Source organism: Trichlorobacter thiogenes, assembly GCF_900167465.1.
GTDB classification, from domain to species: domain Bacteria; phylum Desulfobacterota; class Desulfuromonadia; order Geobacterales; family Pseudopelobacteraceae; genus Trichlorobacter; species Trichlorobacter thiogenes.
On sequence record NZ_FUWR01000003.1, the window covers coordinates 92,630 to 111,482 of the forward strand.

Sequence of the window (18,853 nt, forward strand, 5' to 3'; positions counted from 1 at the left end):
TTAGTCTGTTTCCCCCTCACCCGAGTCACACCTTTGGGGTCAGGTCTTGAAATACAAGAAACTGATTTTTCAAGACCTGACCCCAGAGTTATCGCCCGTTGAACAAAAACTAAAATGATGACAAAAGGCACACAGTTAAGTATGATATCACTATGAAACCAATCAACTGGAACTCTGACAAAAACTTAGCGCTCAAAGCCGAGAGAGGGATTTCCTTCGAGGAAGTACTGGTAGCTGTTTCGCAGGGAGCGCTCCTTGATGTGGTCGAACACCCAAATAAGGAGAAGTATCCAAACCAACGTATTTTTATCGTCCGAATTCGCGGCTACGCCTTCTTGGTTCCTTTTGTTGAAACGGATGAAGAAATCTTTCTGAAGACAATCATTCCGAGTCGAATCGCCACCAAGAGGTACATTGCAAAGGGAGAAGAACGATGAGTAGAAAATTAAAAGCTGAAGAGAAAGAATACGAAGAGGAGATCCTGGAATCATATGAGAGCGGAGAATGGAAGTCAGTGTCTAATCTTGACAAAGAGATTGCCCGCTATGCTTTAAGTGCTGCAGCTACCCTCACTAAAGATAAACGAATAAACATTCGGCTTTCTTCTCGGGACCTCGAAGATATCCAAATGAAGGCTGCAGAGGAAGGTATGCCCTACCAGACTCTGATTGCCAGTATCGTTCATAAATATGCCAGCGGCCGGCTTATTGAGACCGTATCACGTCCACCTACATGCTCGACCGGTCGCACGAAAAAGCTGCGCGCCGGTTAGCTCTCCTCCGCCAGGAAAAGCTGTTGCACGCGGAGCCGCCGAGACGCGAAGAGTAAAATCATATACTTACTGCATTTTATTGTTTCACCTGTAGGATCGATCCTTGGTTTCAGGTAACTACTTAGATTTTCTCCGCGAGCTTCGCGGCACCGCGTGAGTAACTGCCGTTTTAAGAATAATTGATCATCCAACAACAGGTCCGCGCAGATGACCGCACCACCGCTACAAAGCACCAAGCCAGGAGTCCCCCTATGATTGCAAAAAATGCGTTTATAAACGGCAGCATGATCGCCTATGACGATGTCGGGACAGGGCCGGCTGTTCTGTTGATCCACGGATTTCCCCTGAACCGCAGCATGTGGCGCCCGCAACTGGGAGATCTGGTGGCAGCCGGGTATCGGGTCATAACGCCGGATCTGCGGGGATTTGGCGAAAGTGATGCGCCTGATGGGACCTACAGCTTGGATCTGTTCGGTGATGACCTGATCAGCCTGCTGGATCATCTGGAAATTGAGCAGGCACTGGTGGCCGGGATGTCCATGGGCGGCTATGTGCTATTTAACCTGCTGGCCCGCTTTCCTGAACGGATCAGCGGCGCTGTCTTTGTGGTGACCCGCAGCGTTGCTGATGATGAGGCAGGCCGCGCACGACGCTTACAGCTTGCAACGGATCTGCTTAAATTTGGCCCGCAGGTGGTTGCCGACAGCTTCCATCCCCTGATGTTTGCAGATGGTACAGTGGAGGCACGCCCCAAGCTTGCTGAAGAGGTCTATGGCTGGATGGTGGGTAATGCAAGCCGGGGGCTGGCAGGCGGGCTGCTTGCCATGCGTGATCGCCCGGATGTGACTCAGTTACTCCCATCAATCACCAAACCTTCACTGGTGATAGCTGCTGAACAGGACAAGGCCTGCCCGATTGAGCATCCCCGCATGATCGCCAACGGGATCAGCGACAGTCAGCTTGAAGTCATTGCCGATGCTGGCCATCTGGTTAACCTTGAGCAGCCAAACGGGTTTAATCACTGCCTGCTGGAGTTCCTGCGGCAGGTTGCTCCCACAGCGCTCAATGACGGCACTATCGGATGCCATTGCTAACCGAAAAGGGGACATCACCATGAATCTGGCCAGTATTCCACGCCACGCCCTGCCTGAGCTGCTCTGCCGGATGCCCAAGGCAGAGCTGCATATCCATATTGAAGGATCGCTGGAGCCGGAGCTGATCTTTAGCCTGGCAGAGCGGAACCGTCTGCAGCTGCCCTACCCCACCATTGAGGCGCTGCGGGCAGCCTATGCCTTTACTGACCTGCAAAGTTTTCTGGATATCTACTATGCCGGGGCCAGTGTGCTGCAGACGGAAGAGGATTTCTTTGACATGGCCTGGGCCTACCTGCTGCGGGCCAAGGCAGATAATGTTGTCCATGCCGAGATCTTCTTTGATCCCCAGACCCATACCGCCCGGGGGATTCCGTTTGTGACCATCATTAACGGGCTGGACCGGGCGATCCAGCAGGCCAGAAAAGAGCTGGGAATCAGTGCTGCCCTGATACTCTGCTTTCTGCGCCACCTGACTGAAGATGATGCCTTTACGGTGTTGGAAGAGGCCTTACCGTTCCGGGACAAATTCATCGGAATCGGGCTTGATAGCGGAGAAAAAGGCAACCCGCCGGAAAAGTTCAGCAAGGTCTTTGCCCGCTGCAGAGAACTGGAGCTGCGGCTGGTGGCCCATGCCGGTGAAGAGGGAACTGCCGAGTATATCTGGCATGCCCTTGATCTGCTGCAGGCAGAACGGATCGACCACGGTGTACACTGTCTGGATGACCCGCAGCTGGTGACCCGGCTGGTACAGCAGCAGATACCGCTGACGGTCTGCCCGCTTTCCAACGTGAAGCTGTGCGTGTTCCCGACCCTTGCGGCCCACAACATTGCCAGGCTGCTGGCCTGCGGCATCAGGGCCACCATCAACTCTGATGATCCAGCCTATTTTGGCGGCTACCTGAACCAGAACTACCTGGAGACCTTTGTGGCCCTGCCGGAGCTTGGGGCAGCAGAGGCGTACCGGTTGGCCCGCAACAGCTTTGAGGCAAGCTTTGTGGATGTAGAGGTTAAGGCTGGCTGGATCAGCCAGCTTGATGCCTTCTTCCAGCAGCAGCACGCCTAAACCACACAGCTACACCGCACGAGCACACGGATGACGCGGATTGAGCGGATCTACGCAGATGAGAACCTCATCAAAACTTTAGGCCACGAAAGAACACAAGGATCACAAAGAATTGAACCATACAACGGCTGTTAGCCACAGAGAAACACAGAGAAACACAGAGAACTGCAAAAAGCCTGTTTTTACCGCCTCATCAAAAGAAATCAGGTGTTTGGTGTACGTTCCTGTTTTCCTCTGAGACCTCTGTGATCTCTGTGGCACAGTTTTCATAGGCTAAATCACCTGTTTTCTTTTATTTCTTTGCGTTCTTTTGCGGCAAACAACCATTTCCAGGGTACATCCAATTATAAGAGGTCTTCCATGTTTTCAAAAAAACTGATCCTGCTGCTGGCTGCGATACTGTGCAGCCAGTGCGCCTGGGCTAGCTCAGACAACTACTGTTCGCCAACCTGGACCCTTACCCTGCGGAACTACGACCGCTGCAGCAACCTGCCGTTGCTGACGCCGGGCAATGATACACGGGTAAACCTGAAGTTACTGATGGCTGATGGCGGACTGGGGACCCTGCGGGCAAAAAGGCCCGGCAAGGAGGATGTCGAGTTTGGCTATGGCATGGTGCCGTTTAGCGTGGATACCTTTGAAAGCTCCCTTTTTGCGTCACAGAGCAAGGCCGACAGCCCTGAACCGGAACAGAATACGGTCAGCTATGGCGCCGGAGACCGCTGTGGAAGCAATGAAGGGGGCAAAGAAGACTTTATCGAGGCGGTCAAACAGAGCAAAGAGTTATCCGCTGCCGAACAGCAGTTGCTGACAGCAGCACGGAAGCAGTTCACCCCGGTCTGCGGCAAGGTACCAGCCACAGCTGCTACCCCGGCAACAGAGCAGGAAGCAGGCAATGAGAACGGGCCGCCATCAGCAACCTACAAGCAGTTTATGGAGTACCTTGCGGCAGCCGCAGCCTTTTATGAAGAACGCTATGATGCGGCATCATCCGGCTTCGGTGCGCTGGTTGGCAGTGATCAGCCCTGGTTAAAGGAGGCCGCACGTTATATGGCCGGACGTACCGAGCTGAACCGTGCCCAGTTGCAGGCGTTTGACAACTACGGCTACCCGCAGCTGGACAAGGCGGACAAAAAGGCACTGCTGGCCGCGGAAGCGCTGTTTAAAGGCTATCTGAAAGAGTATCCAAAGGGTCAGTATGCCGCATCGGCCAGGGGCCTGCTGCGGCGGGTCTACTGGCTGGCAAACAATCAGCAGAAACTTGCCGAAGAGTATGCCTGGCAGCTGCACAACCAGCATGCTCCCCAAAACAACGCATCTGCACACGAGCTGGCCCAGGAGGCAGACAACAAACTGCTGGTCGGCGCAACCCCGGACCAGCTGCAGGACCCGCTGCTGCTGGCAACCGTTGATCTCTTGCTGATGCGGGACAACGGCGCGGCAGGTGCAAAGAAGTTCGGTTTTGCCGACCTGAAAAAGCAGCAGCCGCTCTTTGCCAAGCACAAGGCGTTGTACGAGTACCTGCTTGCGACCCATCAGCTGTATCTGCAGAAGGATGCAAAGGCTGCCTTACAGAGTCTGCCGCCAGGGATTCCGGCAAAGATGACCTATCTGGATTTCAGTCGGCTGGTCCTGCGTGGCCAGGCCCTTGAGGCAGGCAACGACTATTCTGCTGCCCGCAAGCTGTGGCTGAGCCTTTTGCCGGTGGCCAGGCAGCCGTTCCAGAATGAAACCCTGCAGCTTGCGCTGGCACTGAACTACGAATACAGCAATCAGCTTGCAGCGGTGTTTGCCCCAGGATCACCTGTTACCGAGCCGCTGATCCGCAGCATCCTGCTGCGGCAGGATGCATCTGCAGAGCTGCTTCGCCAGAGGATCAGCGCCAAGGACAGCCCGCTACAGGAACGTCACATTGCGCTCTACACCCTGCTCTACAAAGACCTGTTGCAGGGCCGGTATCAGGACTATCTGAAAGATCATCGCCTGCTACCTGCTGATGCTGCCACATACAAACGGGATTCCGACAGCAGGCCACATCTGGCGCTTTTTACCTGGAGCGGCAAAAAGAGCGGTGACAGCTACGCCTGCCCCTCCACTGTGGAGATTGCCCAAAAGCTGGCGCAAAACCCCCAAGATCCCCACGGCCTGATCTGTCTGGGAGACTTTGCCAATGCCAACGACCTTGAATCGGGACCGGATACAAGCAGACCTGCAGCACCACAGCCTGCCGGAACGCGGACAGCAGTACTGGGAGCAGCACCTTCGCAATTCCCCGGCAGCCTCTTTTCCAGAGGTGAGGGCTATAAAACCGTTGTTGCCGACGCAAACGCCACACCTGATCAGAAGGCCTATGCGCTCTACCGCCTGATTCAGTGTTACGCCACCTCGGGCTACAACCATTGTGGCGGCAAGAGTGTTGAGCTGCCCGAGAGGAAGGCCTGGTTCAGAACCCTGAAAAGCCGGTACGGAAAATCGGCCTGGGCGCAAGCGCTGAAATATTACTGGTGATGCTGCGACAACCGTGCATTGCGGTGCTGCTAGCCGTACTGGCCCTGGCACTGATCCCACCCCGTCCTGTTGCTGCCGGTGTTGTCAAGGCAGAGCAGTACAGCTCGTTCTGGCTCTGGGGTGGGGTACAGACGCAGCCGGTCCTTGGACAGGCTCAGGAGCTGTACATCCTGCAGGGGCAGGTGGTTGAGAAAAAGCAACAAGACAGGACCCAGGTGGCGGTTGTTGCTCAGGGGATGTCAGTGGCCCGTTTGAAAAAGGGGAAGGTCTGGCTGGTGTACCGGGCAGACACCCTGAACTGGACACCAGCAACCGTTCAGGCCCTGGTTGGACGGCTCCAGCAGTGGCAGCAGGCTGGTAATCCGGTGGTTGGGCTGCAGGTTGATTTTGATGTAAGGACGCGGCACCTGCCTGAGTACGTGGCATTTCTAAAGCAAGTGCGGGTAGCATTGCCGAAAACCTATCAACTGAGCATTACCGGTCTGTTGGACTGGAGCAGCAATGGTGATACTGAAGCGATCAATCAGTTACAGCAGGTTGTTGATGAAGTGGTTGTACAGACCTATCAGGGCAGAAAAACCATTGCCACCTACAAGCGCTACCTTCCGGCGCTAAAGCGGTTAAACCTGCCGTTTAAAATCGGACTGATCCAACAGGGTGAATGGGTGCCTGATCCAACCCTGGAGGCAAGCCCCTGGTTTCGAGGCTATGTTGTGTTTCTGCAGAATCAGGGACGATACTAGCGGCTTGGAATCGTTACCCTAAAAAACACAATTTCTCACGCGGAGCCGCGGAGTTCGCGGAGAAAATCTGTTCGTTACCTAAAACAAGGAGTAACTCGGCAGCTGAAACAGCAACCTGCTGTAACAGCATGATTTCATTCTTCGCATCTCCGCGACTCCGCGTGCTACTGCTTTTACAGGGTTATTGTTTTGCACCATCCCTGACAAAAGCTGATTAAGGAGGGCTGCTTTTAGCGGCTACACTGTACTACCGCGCCATCAGCTCCCGATAATCCGCCGGTGTCACGACCGAATCCCAGTGACCGGTGGCCTTGCCAAGCCGAGTACCGCCCCAGAATAGCAGCACGACCAACAGCACAAACAGAATCCCCGGCACGGCCAGCCTGCCAAAGGCCCGCATGCTAAGGGCGGTGTTGACCCGGCAGTGGCTGATACAACGCCAGCAGCCCAGGCATTCCGGGTTATTGACTCTGGTGGCATGCATGACATCAATCCGTGAGGGGCAGACTTGACTGCAGACCCCGCAGGAGACACACTTTTTCAGATCACGCTGCACCGCCAGTGGTGATGCCAGCGAGACCAGACTCAGCAGCGCACCGTAGGGGCAGACAAAGCGACAGAAAGGATTACGCAGCGAAATGGAGAGGGCCAGCAGTAGCCCAACCACCGCCAGGGTGGTGATGGAGGGAGAGCGGAACAGTTGCAGCAGTTTCACGTCTGATATGGCGTGGTACCCACTAGCCAGAAACCCCTGCAGCGCCGACAGGGACCAGGAAACAGCGCTGAACAGAAAGAAAGCCAGTAGCAGATATTTGATGCCCCGCAGCCCCAGATCAAGCCAGCGGGGAGGCAGCCAGTTACGTCGCAGCTTGTTGAAACCCAGCTTCCAGAGCCATTCCGAGAGCGTACCCACCGGACAGATCCAGGAGCAGAAGGCCCGCCTGAGCAGCAGCGACACAACAATGATGGTGACAAAGATCACCACCGCTGCCGGGTGGACCGGGTTGATGCCGCCCCCCTTCAGCCAGGCTGCCGTGCCAAACAGACCGGAGATCGGCAGGAAGGCGTCAACAGCAGCAGGACGCCCCACCGTATCCAGCCCCTGCTGGACCGCCTGGATAAATCGGAAGAACCTGAAACCGATCAGCAGCGAGAGCCCCAGAAAGACCAGCTGCACCAGCATCCGTAATGGTTGGACATAACGATCTGACATGGATCACCCCATTATAAAACAGGGGCGACGCAATCACGCCGCCCCTGCATACCACTCATGTAGCATCGTTCTCAGTTACTCAGCTGTTACGGCAACATACCCAAAGCTGCCATCAGGGCGGCGCAGCAACAGACGCACCACCTCACCTTTGGCAACCTTTGTTGCCAGTGCGGCAAAGCCTTCCAGATTTTCAACCGGCTGACCGTTAAACTCAATAATCAGGTCACCCCGCACCATACCGGCCTCTTCAGCAGAAGAACCGGGCTTTATTTCAGACACCACAACCCCCTTGGCATCCTTCAGGCCAAGCTGACGGGCCAGCTCTGGGGTCAGTTCACGGGCACTGATACCGATGCTGGCGGTGGCCGGTTCGCCAAGCGGGCCACGCCCGGCCTGCTGACCAACCACCACGGTCAGTTCAAGCCGTTTGGTTTTACGATAAACCACGACCTTAACCGACTTGCCCACCGGTATAGAGGCGATAATCTTGGGCAGATCGGTTTCAGCGTCAATCGCCTTGCCATCAAACTGCACGATCACGTCTTCAACCTTGAGACCGCCTTTTTCTGCAGGGGAGTCCTTAAGGATATTGGTAACAATCGCCCCCTTGGCAGAAGGTAGTCCCAGTGACTTGGCAAGTTTGGGATTCAACTTATCAAAATTAACCCCCAGATAGCCCCGCACCACCTTGCCGGTGGCCTTGAGCTGATCTGCAACGGTCTTGGCCATGTTGATTGGAATGGCAAAGCCGATCCCCTGACCATTGGCAATAATGGCGGTGTTGATGCCGATCACCCGGCCTTCACTGCTGAAGAGCGGGCCACCGGAGTTGCCGGGGTTGATGGAGGCATCGGTCTGGATATAGTCATCATAGGGGCCGCTGCCGATCACCCGCCCCTTGGCACTGACAATACCGGCAGTTACGGTATGGGCCAGACCGAACGGGTTGCCGATGGCCATAACCCACTCACCCACCTCCAGGGCATCACTGTTCCCCAGTTCTGCAAACGGCAGGGCCGCCTTGTCACTGATCTTGAGCAGGGCCACATCAAGTTTGTCATCCAGGCCTTTCAGTTCTGCCTTGATCTCACGGCCATCGGACAGCTTGACCATGATTTCATCAGCACCATTGACCACATGGTTGTTGGTCAGGATAAAACCATCGGCGCTAATGATAAAGCCGGTTCCCATCCCCTGTTGTTTACGGGGTTGTTGCGGTGCCTGCTGGCCAAAGAACTGCCCGAACAGATCAGCAAAAGGATCATTGCCAGCATAGGGATTAACACCGGCCCGCGCCTTGATTGTCTTGGTTGTACGGATGTTAACCACCGTAGGCTTCAGACGTTTGGACAGCTCAACAAAATCAGGGCTGACCGGTTTTGCCTCAGCCTGGCCGGTGGTCAGGACAAACAGGCTTGCAACCGCCAGCATACAGATCATTACCAGATGTCTTACTTTCATTCTGTAACCTCCATCATTGGTGCAAGACAGCTACTCTGCCTTGAGGGTATAGCCCTGACCGCGAACCGTATGAATCAGTTTCCGGTCAAAGCCTTTATCCACCTTTTTTCGCACATAATTGACGTATACATCGATAATATTTGTAAAGGATTCAAAAGAATGGTCCCAGACTTTTTCTGCAATCATGTTACGGGTCACCACTGAACCGGTATTACGCACCAGAAACTCCAGCAGGCCGTACTCCTTGATGGTCAGTTCAATCTCTTTGTCGCCACGCCAGACCTTACGGCTAATCGGATCTATCCGCAGATCCGCCACGTTCAGCTCTGCCCCACGATCACGACCACCGCGCCGACCAAGCGCCCGTACCCGTGCCGACAGTTCGGCAAAGGCAAACGGCTTGGTCAGGTAGTCATCAGAACCGGCATCCAGGCCAGCCACGATATCATCGGTGGTATCCCGGGCGGTCAGCATCAGCACCGGCGCCAGCATGCCGGACTGCCGCAGTTCACGCACCACACTGAAACCATCCTTGCTGGGCAGCATGACATCCAGAATCAACAGGTCATAGGATTCTGCCTGGGCCTGCTGAACCGCCTCTTCACCATCATGCACAGCATCAACCTGATACCCTTCTTCTTCAAGGCCGCGCTTAATGAAGGCTGCCACCTTCTTTTCATCTTCAACCACCAGAACCCGCATAGCTCCCCCTTCCCAGAAAACCTCAATGGATGTTTATTCCGAAAACTGCCCCACCAGACGCCGCAGAATCTCTGAGGCAGACTCCTCAACTGACTTGCAGGTCACATCGATAATCAGCCAGCCCGGATGTCTGCGATAGTACTGACGGCAAAAGGCGATTTCATCTTCCACCTTTTCATAGTCCGCATAGCTGTTTTTCATGCTCTGGCCCATGTTTACCAGGCGGGAGGTACGGATCTCCACCAACCGTTTGGGGCTGATCAACAGCCCGACCACCTTGGCCGGATCAATCGCCTCCAGCTCTTCTGGCGGATCAATCCCCTTTACCAGCGGCACGTTGGCCACCTTGTAGCCCTTGTTGGCCAGGTACATGGAAAGCGGCGTCTTGGATGAACGGGAAACCCCCACCAGCACCAGATCAGCCTTGACCAGACCACGGTTTTCCTGACCATCATCATGCTTGACCGTAAAGTTGACCGCCTCCATCCGGCGGAAATAATCGGTATCAATCTGGTGGAGCAGGCCGGGGGTGGACTGGGCCACGGTGCCCAGAAAAATGGAGAGGCTGTGCAACAGGGGGGAGAGCAGGTCAAAGGCCATCAGGCCATGCTCTTCGGCAATGGTATGCACTGCAACTGCCAGGGATGAGTCCACCAGGGTGTAGACCAGCAGACCTTCATCAGCGGTTACCGTAGCCACCGCCTGCTGCACCTCCTGCTGATTACAGACCTTTGCCAGACGGACAATCCGTACATCACTGCCACCAAACTGGGACAGGGCGGCACGAACGACCCGTTCAGCTGTTTCACCGGTGGAGTCGGACAACACATAGATTTTTTTCATGGTCAGGACCCCTGTTACAACCGATTATTACTTAATGGCTAATTTCTAATGAAAGCTAGTGACCCCCCACTGATTTGTCAAGGTTTTTTGTTGCCTGCATCCCTCTGTTCTGCTACGTTCTGGCCACTTTAACGGGCTGTTCCGCCAATCAATCGCCTCTAAGGAAATCCATTCATGGCTGCATCATGGTACCAAGTCACCTGCGACGTTCCAGCCCCCCTTTCGGAAACGGTGGCTGACTTTCTGTCTGAACTGTCCGGCTGTGGTGTCTGCACTGAGAACCGGGATGTTGACAGTTTTTCACCGGACGATATTCCTGAACTGGCAACCGCCAGTATCACCTGCTACTTTACCCTGCCCTGCCAGATTGAACAGCAGCTGGCACAGATCACCGGCTTTCTTGCCACGCTGCCCGGTTATACACCAGTGATACCACCCCAGGTTTCCCTGCTGGGTGAAGAAGACTGGGCCACCTCCTGGAAGGCACACTTTAAACCGCTGGCCATCGGCCATCGGCTGCTGATTACCCCTTCGTGGGAAACAGACGGTCAGGACGAAGGACGGGCCGTTATCGTACTTGACCCCGGCATGGCCTTTGGCACCGGTGGCCATGAAACCACCCGGCTCTGCCTGGAATGTCTGGAAAGCCTGCTGGTGCCTGCCCCCGCCGACATCACGACGATGAAGATCCTTGATCTGGGAACCGGTTCCGGCATCCTGGCCATTGCAGCTGCCAAACTGGGAGCGCTGCAGATTGATGCCGTTGATATTGATCCCCAGGCGGTCATCGTTGCAGAGGAAAACTGCACCCTGAACAAGGTGGCAGAACAGATCAGCTGCAGCACCACCCCCCTTGAACAGCTGGGAGACGGCTACCAAATTATCCTGGCCAATATCCTGGCAGAGGAGCTGGTCAGAATGGCTCCCGGCATTGTCAGCCGGATGGCGCCAGGCGGCAGCCTGATCCTCTCCGGCATTCTGGCAGAACGGGAAGAACTGGTCCGCAACGGCTTTGATCCATTCCCGCTTCATTTTGAGGCCTCGCTGGCAGCAGGAGAATGGCGCTGCCTGCATTACCGGAGGCTGCCATGAGTGGACGCCGCCGGTTTATCGTCAGCTCCCGCAGCATCCGCGATGGCTACGCCTCCTATGATGGCCCGCAACATCACCACATGGCACGGGTGCTACGCCTCAGGTCCGGCGATGAGGTGATGCTGATTGACGAACAGGGCAGACGCCATCTGGGGACCATCGATCAGGTTACCCAGGAATGGACGGCGGTGCGGTTGACCGAGACCCTTGAGGCATCTCAATTCCCCGATGCCCCGGCCATCACGGTGATTCAAGGGCTCCCCAAGGGGGAAAAGATAGAACTGGTACTGCAGAAGGGGACCGAGCTGGGGATCAGTGAATTTTCCATCTTCAGGGCGGATCGCTCCGTACCCAAGCTGGCCGGTGATAAACTACAGGCACGACAGGAGCGCTGGAATCGGATTGTGGCTGAGGCAGCACGGCAATCAGAGCGGTTTGATCAGCCAACGGTTGCTTGGCATCCCTCAGCTGCCGCTGCCGCTGCCGGGGCTGCCAATGCAGAACTGAAGCTGCTGCTCTGGGAGCGTGGTGTACCAACACCACTGCGTGAGGTTCTGGAAGGGATGCCCCGCCCGGCACGGATCGCCATCGCCATCGGCCCGGAAGGCGGCTTTGAACCGGGGGAGGCTGAGGCCTTTTCGTTCTGGGGCTTTACACCGGTTACCCTGGGTGAGCGGATTCTGCGCACTGAAACAGCTGCCCTTGCCATGACCGCCATTGTGCAGTATAAGTGGGGAGATATTTAGAGCTGCTCCAAGGAGGGTACACCAGATGAGATGTCCGAAATGCGGTTACACCAGCTTTGAAAGTTATGATTCCTGCCGCAAATGTTCTGCAGACCTGACGGAGTTCAAACAGAGCCATGGTATAGCCCCCATGATTCTCCCCCCTTCGCTGCGGGCGGAAATGGCTGCCGGACTGGGGATTGAAGCATCCAAACAGGACGCCTCCCCTGATACCAGCAATGACATGTTCAGCTTTGATCTGCCCACAGAACAACAGCCCGCAGCAGCCCAGGCTGTAAGCTCATCGCCGTTTTCCTTTGACGACACTCCGGCAGCACCAGCAGCAAGCGCACCGGATCCTTTTGCCTCCCTGATGACCAGTTCACCCCAGCCAGCAGCTGCACCACCACAAGCGCCCCCGCAAGGTTTTGAGTTGAACAGCTTTTCATGGGATGACACCCCTACCCCCGGCGAAGCGGGCAGCACTGCAGCTGAAGGTGGGAAAAAGACTGCAGATGACGATTTCAACAGCCTCTTTGGTGATCTGGGCGATTCAGATAAAAAATAGTAGTAGCTGCCGACATCATCGTTACTTTTCCGAGCGGGGGCTTCCCCGCTCTTTTTTGCTGTTGTGATGGAGTGGCATTCCTGTGGCACCGCGCGTACGAATCCTTTCAGAATCCCTTGCCAACAAAATAGCCGCCGGTGAGGTGGTTGAGCGACCTGCCTCTGTGGTGAAAGAGCTGCTGGAGAACGCTCTGGATGCCGGGGCCACTGATATCCGACTGGAGATCAACGCCGGTGGCCGCCGTATGATCCGGCTCATTGACAACGGCCACGGCATGTCCCGCGAGGATGCCCTGCTGGCCCTGGAGCGTCACGCCACCAGCAAGATCACCTCTGACCGTGACCTTGAGGCGATTGCCACCCTGGGCTTCCGGGGTGAGGCACTACCTTCCATCGCCTCAGTTTCCCGTCTACGTCTAAAGAGCCGCACCAGCGACAGTATCGAGGGGACCGAAATCGCCCTTGAAGGGGGCATTGTCCGCTCCGTCACTGCCTGCGGTATGGCGGTGGGGACCGATCTGACCGTTGAACAACTCTTCTTCAACACCCCTGCCCGGCTCAAGTTCCTGCGCAGTGCCGAGACCGAGGCAGCCCATGTGGGCGACCTGATGGTCCGCATGGCAATCTCCCGCCCTGATGTCTCCTTCAGCTACCTTAATGACGGACGGGAGGCATTGCGGGTCAGCCCTTCCAGCCTGCAACAACGCCTGCAAAAGCTGGTGGCCCGGGATGCGCTCCTGTTCCCGGTGGCTGGCGAGACCGCAGCAGCGCGGATCAGCGGCTTTCTGGCTGCCCCCTCGGCAGCCCGTTCAACCACGGCAGCCATGTTTACCTACATCAACGGCAGGTTTGTCAGGGACAAGGTCATCCAGCATGCCATCATGCAGGCCTTTCGACCAATCCTTGAAAAAGGGCGTTACCCGCTGGTGGCACTGTTTATCGAACTGGCCCCGGACGAGGTGGATGTCAACGTCCATCCCACCAAGCATGAGGTCCGTTTCCGGCGTCAAAGTCAGGTCCACGACACCATTGCCGGGGTGCTGGAAGAGGTGCTGCGCGAATCACCCTGGCTGCAACGCCGTGAACCAGCTTCTACAGCCCCTCAGCAACAGCCTGCCACAGTTCAACCAAAGCCGAACACCCCTTATCAAACCGGTGTCCAGCAGGCTCTGGATCGTTTTATGGCAGCACCGCCTTCAGCAGCGCCACGGGTCTACGAACCGGCTACTGCATACCAGCCGCCGCCGGAACAGCCAGCAGCAGCAACAACAACAGCCTGCGGCTATTTTTCCAGCCTGAGCATCATTGGCCAGTTCCGGGCAGCCTACATCCTCTGTCAGGCCGATGACCGGCTGGTGATTATTGACCAGCATGCCGCCTATGAACGGGTCCGTTTTGAGCAGTTGAAGGCCGGATTTGCAACGGGTGGCATTGAATCCCAACGCCTGCTGCTGCCGGATACCCTGGAGCTTTCCTTTAGCGAAGCAGACACCGTCCGTCGCTACCTGAACATCCTGGAACCGCTGGGGTTTGAACTGGAGGAGTTTGGCGGCCAGACCTGGCGGATTAATGCGGTGCCCCGGATTGTGGCAGAACAGGATCATTGCCGCCTGCTACGGGACCTGCTGGCTGAACTGGCCGAACAGGGCAGCAGCTCAAGCTTTGGCCTGATCAGGGATGATCTGTTGGCCAGGGTTGCCTGCCACAGTGTGGTGCGCGGCACACATCCCCTGGACCGCCGTCAGATGGAAGAGCTGCTGAAGGCGATGGATGCGACCGACTTCTCAGCCCACTGCCCCCACGGACGACCGGTCTCCCATGAGATCCCGCTGCGGGAGCTGGAAAAATTTTTCAACCGGACATGAAACCCCGCCTGCTCGTCATCGCAGGGCCTACCGCATCCGGTAAATCTGCCCTGGCCCTTGATCTGGCTGAGACACTGAACGGAGAGATCATCTGTGTTGATTCCCTGACCGTCTATCGCGGTTTCGAGATCGGCAGCGCCAAGCCAACGCCGGAACAGCGTCAACGAGTCCCCCACCATCTGCTGGATATCTGCGAACCGACTGATCCGTTCACCGCGTCTGATTTCAGAGGTGCTGCCGCTAGCGCAATACAGGAGATTACCGGGCGTGGCAAGCGCCCGATACTGGCTGGCGGCACCGGCCTGTATCTGCGGTCGCTGCTGCGGGGATTAAACAAGGCCCCTGGGGAAGACCCAGTGCTGCGCGAACTGCTCCAGACGCGGATGGAACGTGAAGGGGGAGAGGCACTGCTGGCGGAGCTGGCCACGGTAGATCCAGACACGGCACAGCGGCTGCACCCGAACAACCGTAACCGGATCATCCGTGCCCTGGAGGTCTTTCAGACCACCGGCATCACGCTGTCACAGTTCCAGGCAGAGCACGGTTTTTCCGACAGTCCCTACAACAGCCTGCAGTTCTGTCTTGATCTGCCACGGCCAGAGCTGTACCAGCGGATTGATGACCGGGTTGATGCCATGCTTACGGCCGGCCTGGTGGCTGAAGTACAGGGTTTACTGCAATCAGGAGTACCGTCAGACTGTAAACCGCTGCAGGCCATCGGCTACAAAGAGGTGGTGGCGCATCTGCAGGGCGAGCATGATCAAACCGAGATGACACGGCTGATCAAGCGCAACACCCGCCACTTTGCCAAACGCCAATTAACCTGGTTCAGGGCAGAGCCGGAGATGCAGTGGGTTGCATATCCGGAAAACTCTGCTACTATCCATTCTGCTGCAGCCACGTTCTTCGCCTAAAGGAGAGAAATACCATGTCCAAAGCCCCCTTTAACATCCAGGACCAGTATCTGAACCAATCCCGTAAAGAGCGGGTAAAAGTGGCTGTCAGAATGATGTCCGGTGAGTCGCTGGAAGGCCACATCAAGTCATTCGACAATTTTTCGCTGCTACTGGATGCCGGTGGCGATATCCTGATCTATAAACATGCCATAGCCACCATTACCTCGGTAGATGGCACCTTCCGCCTGCACCATCACCCTTAACCCCCATGATGGCCGGTTTTCCCGGCCATCTGCATACCAGCAAAGAAACCGTTCAATGCAAGGACTTTTGATAGAAACAGTGGAGCCCGGTTCTCCGGCAGACCGTGCCGGACTGCAACCGGGCCAGCACCTGCTGGAGATTGACGGCACCCGCCTGCGTGATCTGATCGATTACAGCTGGCTGGCCAGTGACGATGAGGCCGAGCTTACCGTGGCAGCAGAAGATGGCACTATTCAGACCGTGCTGCTGGAGCCTGAACCTGGTGAACCGCCCGGCCTGGCCTTTGCCCCACCGGAACCGAAGCGCTGCGGCAACAACTGCATCTTCTGCTTTGTGCATCAGCTGCCCAAAGGGTTACGACGCCCCCTCTACGTCAAGGACGAGGACTACCGGCTCTCGTTCCTGCAGGGCACCTATGTCACCCTCAGCAACCTGAAACCGGCTGAGCTGCGCCGGATCATCAAACAACGCCTCTCGCCGCTCTATATCTCAGTCCATGCTGTTGATCCGGCGGTACGAGAGAAACTGCTGGGCAGAACCAACATCCCCCCGATTCTTGAGCAGCTGAAAGAGCTGGCCAAGGCGCGGATAGAACTGCACACCCAGGTGGTACTCTGCCCCGGTATCAATGACGGGGCGATTCTGGAGCAGACCGTCACTGAGCTGGCAAACCTCTATCCGTCGGTGCGTTCCCTGGCAGTGGTGCCGGTGGGCCTGACCGAGCATCGGCAACGGCTGCCTGAATTGGCTCCGGTTGATCGTGGCTACGCAGCCGCGTTTCTGGACCGTTGGCTGCCCCGCATGCGGGCCGTTAACAAACAGCTGGGTGAGGCCTTTCTGCAACTGGCGGATGAGTTCTTCCTGAAGGCCGATTATCCCTTCCCGGCACTCAAAGAATACGGGGACCTGCCCCAATGGGAAAACGGGGTTGGCATGGTGGCCTGGTTTTTAAAGGATGCAGCCGCGGTGCTGAAGCGGGCGAAACCGCTGCCACCACTTACGGCAACCGTGGTTACCGGTCAATCATCCGTTGGTTTTGTCACCAGCTTTTTAGCAGACCTGGGTAAAAGAACAGGCTGTTCCCTGACGGCAGCAGCTATTCCCAACCAGCTGTTTGGCACCAGCGTCACCGTCACCGGCCTGGTTAGCGGTAAAGACATTATACGCGAACTGCAGGGCAAACCGTTGGGTCAGATCCTGCTCATCCCGGAGGTTATGCTGAAAGAGGGGGAAGGTTGTTTTCTTGACAACCTGACACCAGCAGACCTCAGCCGCGAGCTCGGGGTAGCGGTCCTTCCCTTTGAGCCGACCCCTGCGGGCCTGTACAAGACCCTGAAGAGCCTGACCACCAGAAAGCTTAAGCTGATGCAGGTTACCGGCACGCACCACTGATTTTTACCGTTCACGCACCAAACAAAGAAAAGGATGCCCTGGCATGATAAAAACTATCATCTGTCTGCTCTGTCTGGCCACCCTCCTGGCAGGCTGTTCACACACGGTTGAGGTGGCAAAGTACCGGGAGGCCGCCATGGATCAAGCGGTGGCCGAGATACTTCCGCCCCAACACGTTATTGAGAAAAAGCAGCCCAAGGTGGCAATCCTGCCCCTTGGAGAACCGTTTGAATACAGCGGCCGCCTCAGCCCTGGTGCCCAGGAAGGGCTGACCCAGATTGTATCAAAAGGCTGTGGCATGGAGGTGGTTGAACGGAGCCAGGCCCAGAAACTTTTTGATGAGAAAAAATTTGTCTGGTCACTGGATATGGCCGCTGATTTTTCAGAAATAACCAGCATGGTCCAGGGGATTGATTATGTTGTGCTGGGTTCCATAACCAACCCGGTGGCGCGAGCCGAATTTACACCCAGCCAGACCACCTGCGACAACAAAGGGAAATGCACGACCACCAAACCATCCTGCACAATCAAGGGGGCTGCCACCGTCAACATCCGGGTCATAAACGCCTCAACAGGTTCCATTGCCCAGGCATTTGAACCGTTCAAAGGCAGTGTCAGCACGACGACCACTGCAGAGGCACGACATGAATGCCGGGTTCGCAATGCCACAGCGGTTATTAATCAGGCAGTGGCCAACGCGATAAGCAAGGCGAAGCGACCTTTTATTGAGGCATTCCCCCGTTACGGCTATCTGTACAAGACCATGACCGGCCCAGACGGGACCCGCATCGCCTATGTCAACATCGGCAGACGGGACGGGGTGAAGGGGGGCGATGACGTTGAACTGCTCCGCTATATCAAAGAGGTTGACCGGGTACGCAAGACCGAACGGCTGACCACGCAGAAAATTGCCGATGTCACCATTGCCGACACCGACCTGCAGGAAGACCGGAGTATTATCATCATACCAGAGGAATACTCCAGCCTGATCATGCCCGGCCTGGCGGTTAAAACAAAATACAACAGCAGCTTTTTCTGGTGATCACGTTAAGCATAACCGTGCTTCATAACAACAAACAAAAAGGGCCGGTGATCTCTCACCGGCCCTTTCTTCGTCCTCTGTCTACCCAGTACTACTCAACCAGTTTGGCGGAGATGATGGTGATCGGCTCCAGCGGTACATCGCCATGACCGTTTTTGTTGCCGGTCTTGACCTGACGCATCTCATCCACCACGTCCATCCCTTCAATCACCTGGCCAAATACGCAGTAGCCAAAATCATCCTGACGCTTGCCTTTGTTGTCCAGAAAAGCGTTATCCACGGTATTGATGAAGAACTGTGAGGTGGCGGAATCAACCAGTGCCGTACGGGCCATGGCCACGCTGCCACGAACGTTTTTAAGCCCGTTCTGAGCCTCGTTCTTAATGGCAAACTTGGTCTTTTTCTGCTGCATGTCGGCATCCATACCGCCACCCTGGATCATAAAATCCTTAATCACACGGTGGAAGATCAGACCGTCATAGTAGCCGTCCTTCACATAGCCCAGAAAGTTTTTAACGGTGATTGGTGCCTTTTCCTTATTCAGCTCAAGGGTAATGTTTCCCTTACTGGTTTCAAGCAACACTTTGGGATTGGTTTCTTCTGACATCTCT

General features: G+C 56.0%; 19 protein-coding genes. 14 read left to right on the forward strand and 5 right to left on the reverse strand.

The features are described from left to right. The first annotated feature begins 152 nt into the window (after positions 1-152). From B5D39_RS04660 to B5D39_RS04685, 6 genes are all read left to right on the forward strand, one after another. Positions 153-437 (forward strand): BrnT family toxin, encoded by a 285-nt coding sequence (locus B5D39_RS04660; protein WP_078789236.1) that lies wholly within the window; start codon positions 153-155, stop codon positions 435-437. Next, positions 434-772: a CopG family antitoxin gene (locus B5D39_RS04665; protein WP_078789237.1), complete on the forward strand. Its 339-nt coding sequence runs from the start codon at positions 434-436 to the stop codon at positions 770-772. Before B5D39_RS04660 ends, B5D39_RS04665 begins: the two co-directional genes overlap by 4 nt. A 251-nt stretch (positions 773-1,023) precedes the next feature. Further along, complete coding sequence (locus B5D39_RS04670) at positions 1,024-1,866, forward strand: alpha/beta fold hydrolase (protein WP_078789238.1); 843 nt, start codon at positions 1,024-1,026, stop codon at positions 1,864-1,866. After that, on the forward strand, positions 1,838-2,929 hold the full coding sequence (locus tag B5D39_RS04675) for an adenosine deaminase (protein ID WP_244161353.1): 1,092 nt from the start codon (positions 1,838-1,840) through the stop codon (positions 2,927-2,929). The genes B5D39_RS04670 and B5D39_RS04675 overlap by 29 nt, the downstream gene beginning before the upstream one ends. Positions 2,930-3,289: 360 nt before the next feature. Next, positions 3,290-5,437: a PA5441 family protein gene (locus B5D39_RS04680; protein ID WP_078789240.1), complete on the forward strand. Its 2,148-nt coding sequence runs from the start codon at positions 3,290-3,292 to the stop codon at positions 5,435-5,437. Beyond that, the gene (locus tag B5D39_RS04685) at positions 5,437-6,180 is read left to right on the forward strand and encodes a DUF3142 domain-containing protein (RefSeq protein ID WP_078789241.1); all 744 of its coding nucleotides are present in this window, start codon (positions 5,437-5,439) and stop codon (positions 6,178-6,180) included. Before B5D39_RS04680 ends, B5D39_RS04685 begins: the two co-directional genes overlap by 1 nt. Before the next feature lie 247 nt (positions 6,181-6,427). On the opposite strand, the gene B5D39_RS04690 is transcribed toward B5D39_RS04685, so the two are convergent. From B5D39_RS04690 to B5D39_RS04705, 4 genes are all read right to left on the reverse strand, one after another. Further along, positions 6,428-7,393 carry a 4Fe-4S binding protein gene (locus B5D39_RS04690; protein ID WP_078789242.1) on the reverse strand — a complete coding sequence of 322 codons (966 nt, stop codon included), beginning with the start codon at positions 7,391-7,393 and terminating at the stop codon, positions 6,428-6,430. 75 nt (positions 7,394-7,468) lie between these two features. After that, positions 7,469-8,854, reverse strand: a complete 1,386-nt coding sequence (locus B5D39_RS04695; protein ID WP_078789243.1) for a DegQ family serine endoprotease — start codon at positions 8,852-8,854, stop codon at positions 7,469-7,471. 30 nt (positions 8,855-8,884) lie between these two features. Then, a complete protein-coding gene (locus tag B5D39_RS04700) occupies positions 8,885-9,556 on the reverse strand; it encodes a response regulator (protein WP_078789244.1) in 672 nt (223 codons plus the stop codon). Positions 9,557-9,589: 33 nt separating this feature from the next. Further along, positions 9,590-10,399, reverse strand: a complete 810-nt coding sequence (locus tag B5D39_RS04705; RefSeq protein ID WP_078789245.1) for a pyruvate, water dikinase regulatory protein — start codon at positions 10,397-10,399, stop codon at positions 9,590-9,592. Between the two features lie 174 nt (positions 10,400-10,573). Between B5D39_RS04705 and prmA the strand changes: the two genes are divergently transcribed. From prmA to B5D39_RS04745, 8 genes are all read left to right on the forward strand, one after another. After that, entirely contained in the window at positions 10,574-11,491 is a 918-nt protein-coding gene (prmA, locus tag B5D39_RS04710) for a 50S ribosomal protein L11 methyltransferase (protein ID WP_078789246.1), read from the forward strand. After that, positions 11,488-12,237 (forward strand): 16S rRNA (uracil(1498)-N(3))-methyltransferase, encoded by a 750-nt coding sequence (locus tag B5D39_RS04715; RefSeq protein ID WP_161947423.1) that lies wholly within the window; start codon positions 11,488-11,490, stop codon positions 12,235-12,237. Before prmA ends, B5D39_RS04715 begins: the two co-directional genes overlap by 4 nt. Positions 12,238-12,262: 25 nt before the next feature. Beyond that, a complete protein-coding gene (locus tag B5D39_RS04720) occupies positions 12,263-12,784 on the forward strand; it encodes a hypothetical protein (protein WP_078789248.1) in 522 nt (173 codons plus the stop codon). Positions 12,785-12,866: 82 nt separating this feature from the next. After that, the gene (mutL, locus tag B5D39_RS04725) at positions 12,867-14,648 is read left to right on the forward strand and encodes a DNA mismatch repair endonuclease MutL (protein ID WP_078789249.1); all 1,782 of its coding nucleotides are present in this window, start codon (positions 12,867-12,869) and stop codon (positions 14,646-14,648) included. Continuing rightward, positions 14,645-15,562, forward strand: a complete 918-nt coding sequence (gene miaA, locus B5D39_RS04730; RefSeq protein WP_078789250.1) for a tRNA (adenosine(37)-N6)-dimethylallyltransferase MiaA — start codon at positions 14,645-14,647, stop codon at positions 15,560-15,562. Before mutL ends, miaA begins: the two co-directional genes overlap by 4 nt. A 14-nt stretch (positions 15,563-15,576) precedes the next feature. Next, positions 15,577-15,807 (forward strand): RNA chaperone Hfq, encoded by a 231-nt coding sequence (hfq, locus tag B5D39_RS04735; RefSeq protein ID WP_078789251.1) that lies wholly within the window; start codon positions 15,577-15,579, stop codon positions 15,805-15,807. Next, on the forward strand, positions 15,776-17,200 hold the full coding sequence (locus B5D39_RS04740; RefSeq protein ID WP_341865414.1) for a DUF512 domain-containing protein: 1,425 nt from the start codon (positions 15,776-15,778) through the stop codon (positions 17,198-17,200). Before hfq ends, B5D39_RS04740 begins: the two co-directional genes overlap by 32 nt. Before the next feature lie 43 nt (positions 17,201-17,243). Further along, positions 17,244-18,242, forward strand: coding sequence for a CsgG/HfaB family protein (locus B5D39_RS04745; protein WP_078789253.1), 999 nt, complete (start codon positions 17,244-17,246; stop codon positions 18,240-18,242). 91 nt (positions 18,243-18,333) lie between these two features. Here the strand turns inward: B5D39_RS04745 and B5D39_RS04750 are convergent, their stop codons facing one another. Then, on the reverse strand, positions 18,334-18,849 hold the full coding sequence (locus tag B5D39_RS04750) for a peptidylprolyl isomerase (protein WP_078789254.1): 516 nt from the start codon (positions 18,847-18,849) through the stop codon (positions 18,334-18,336). Positions 18,850-18,853 lie beyond the last annotated feature (4 nt).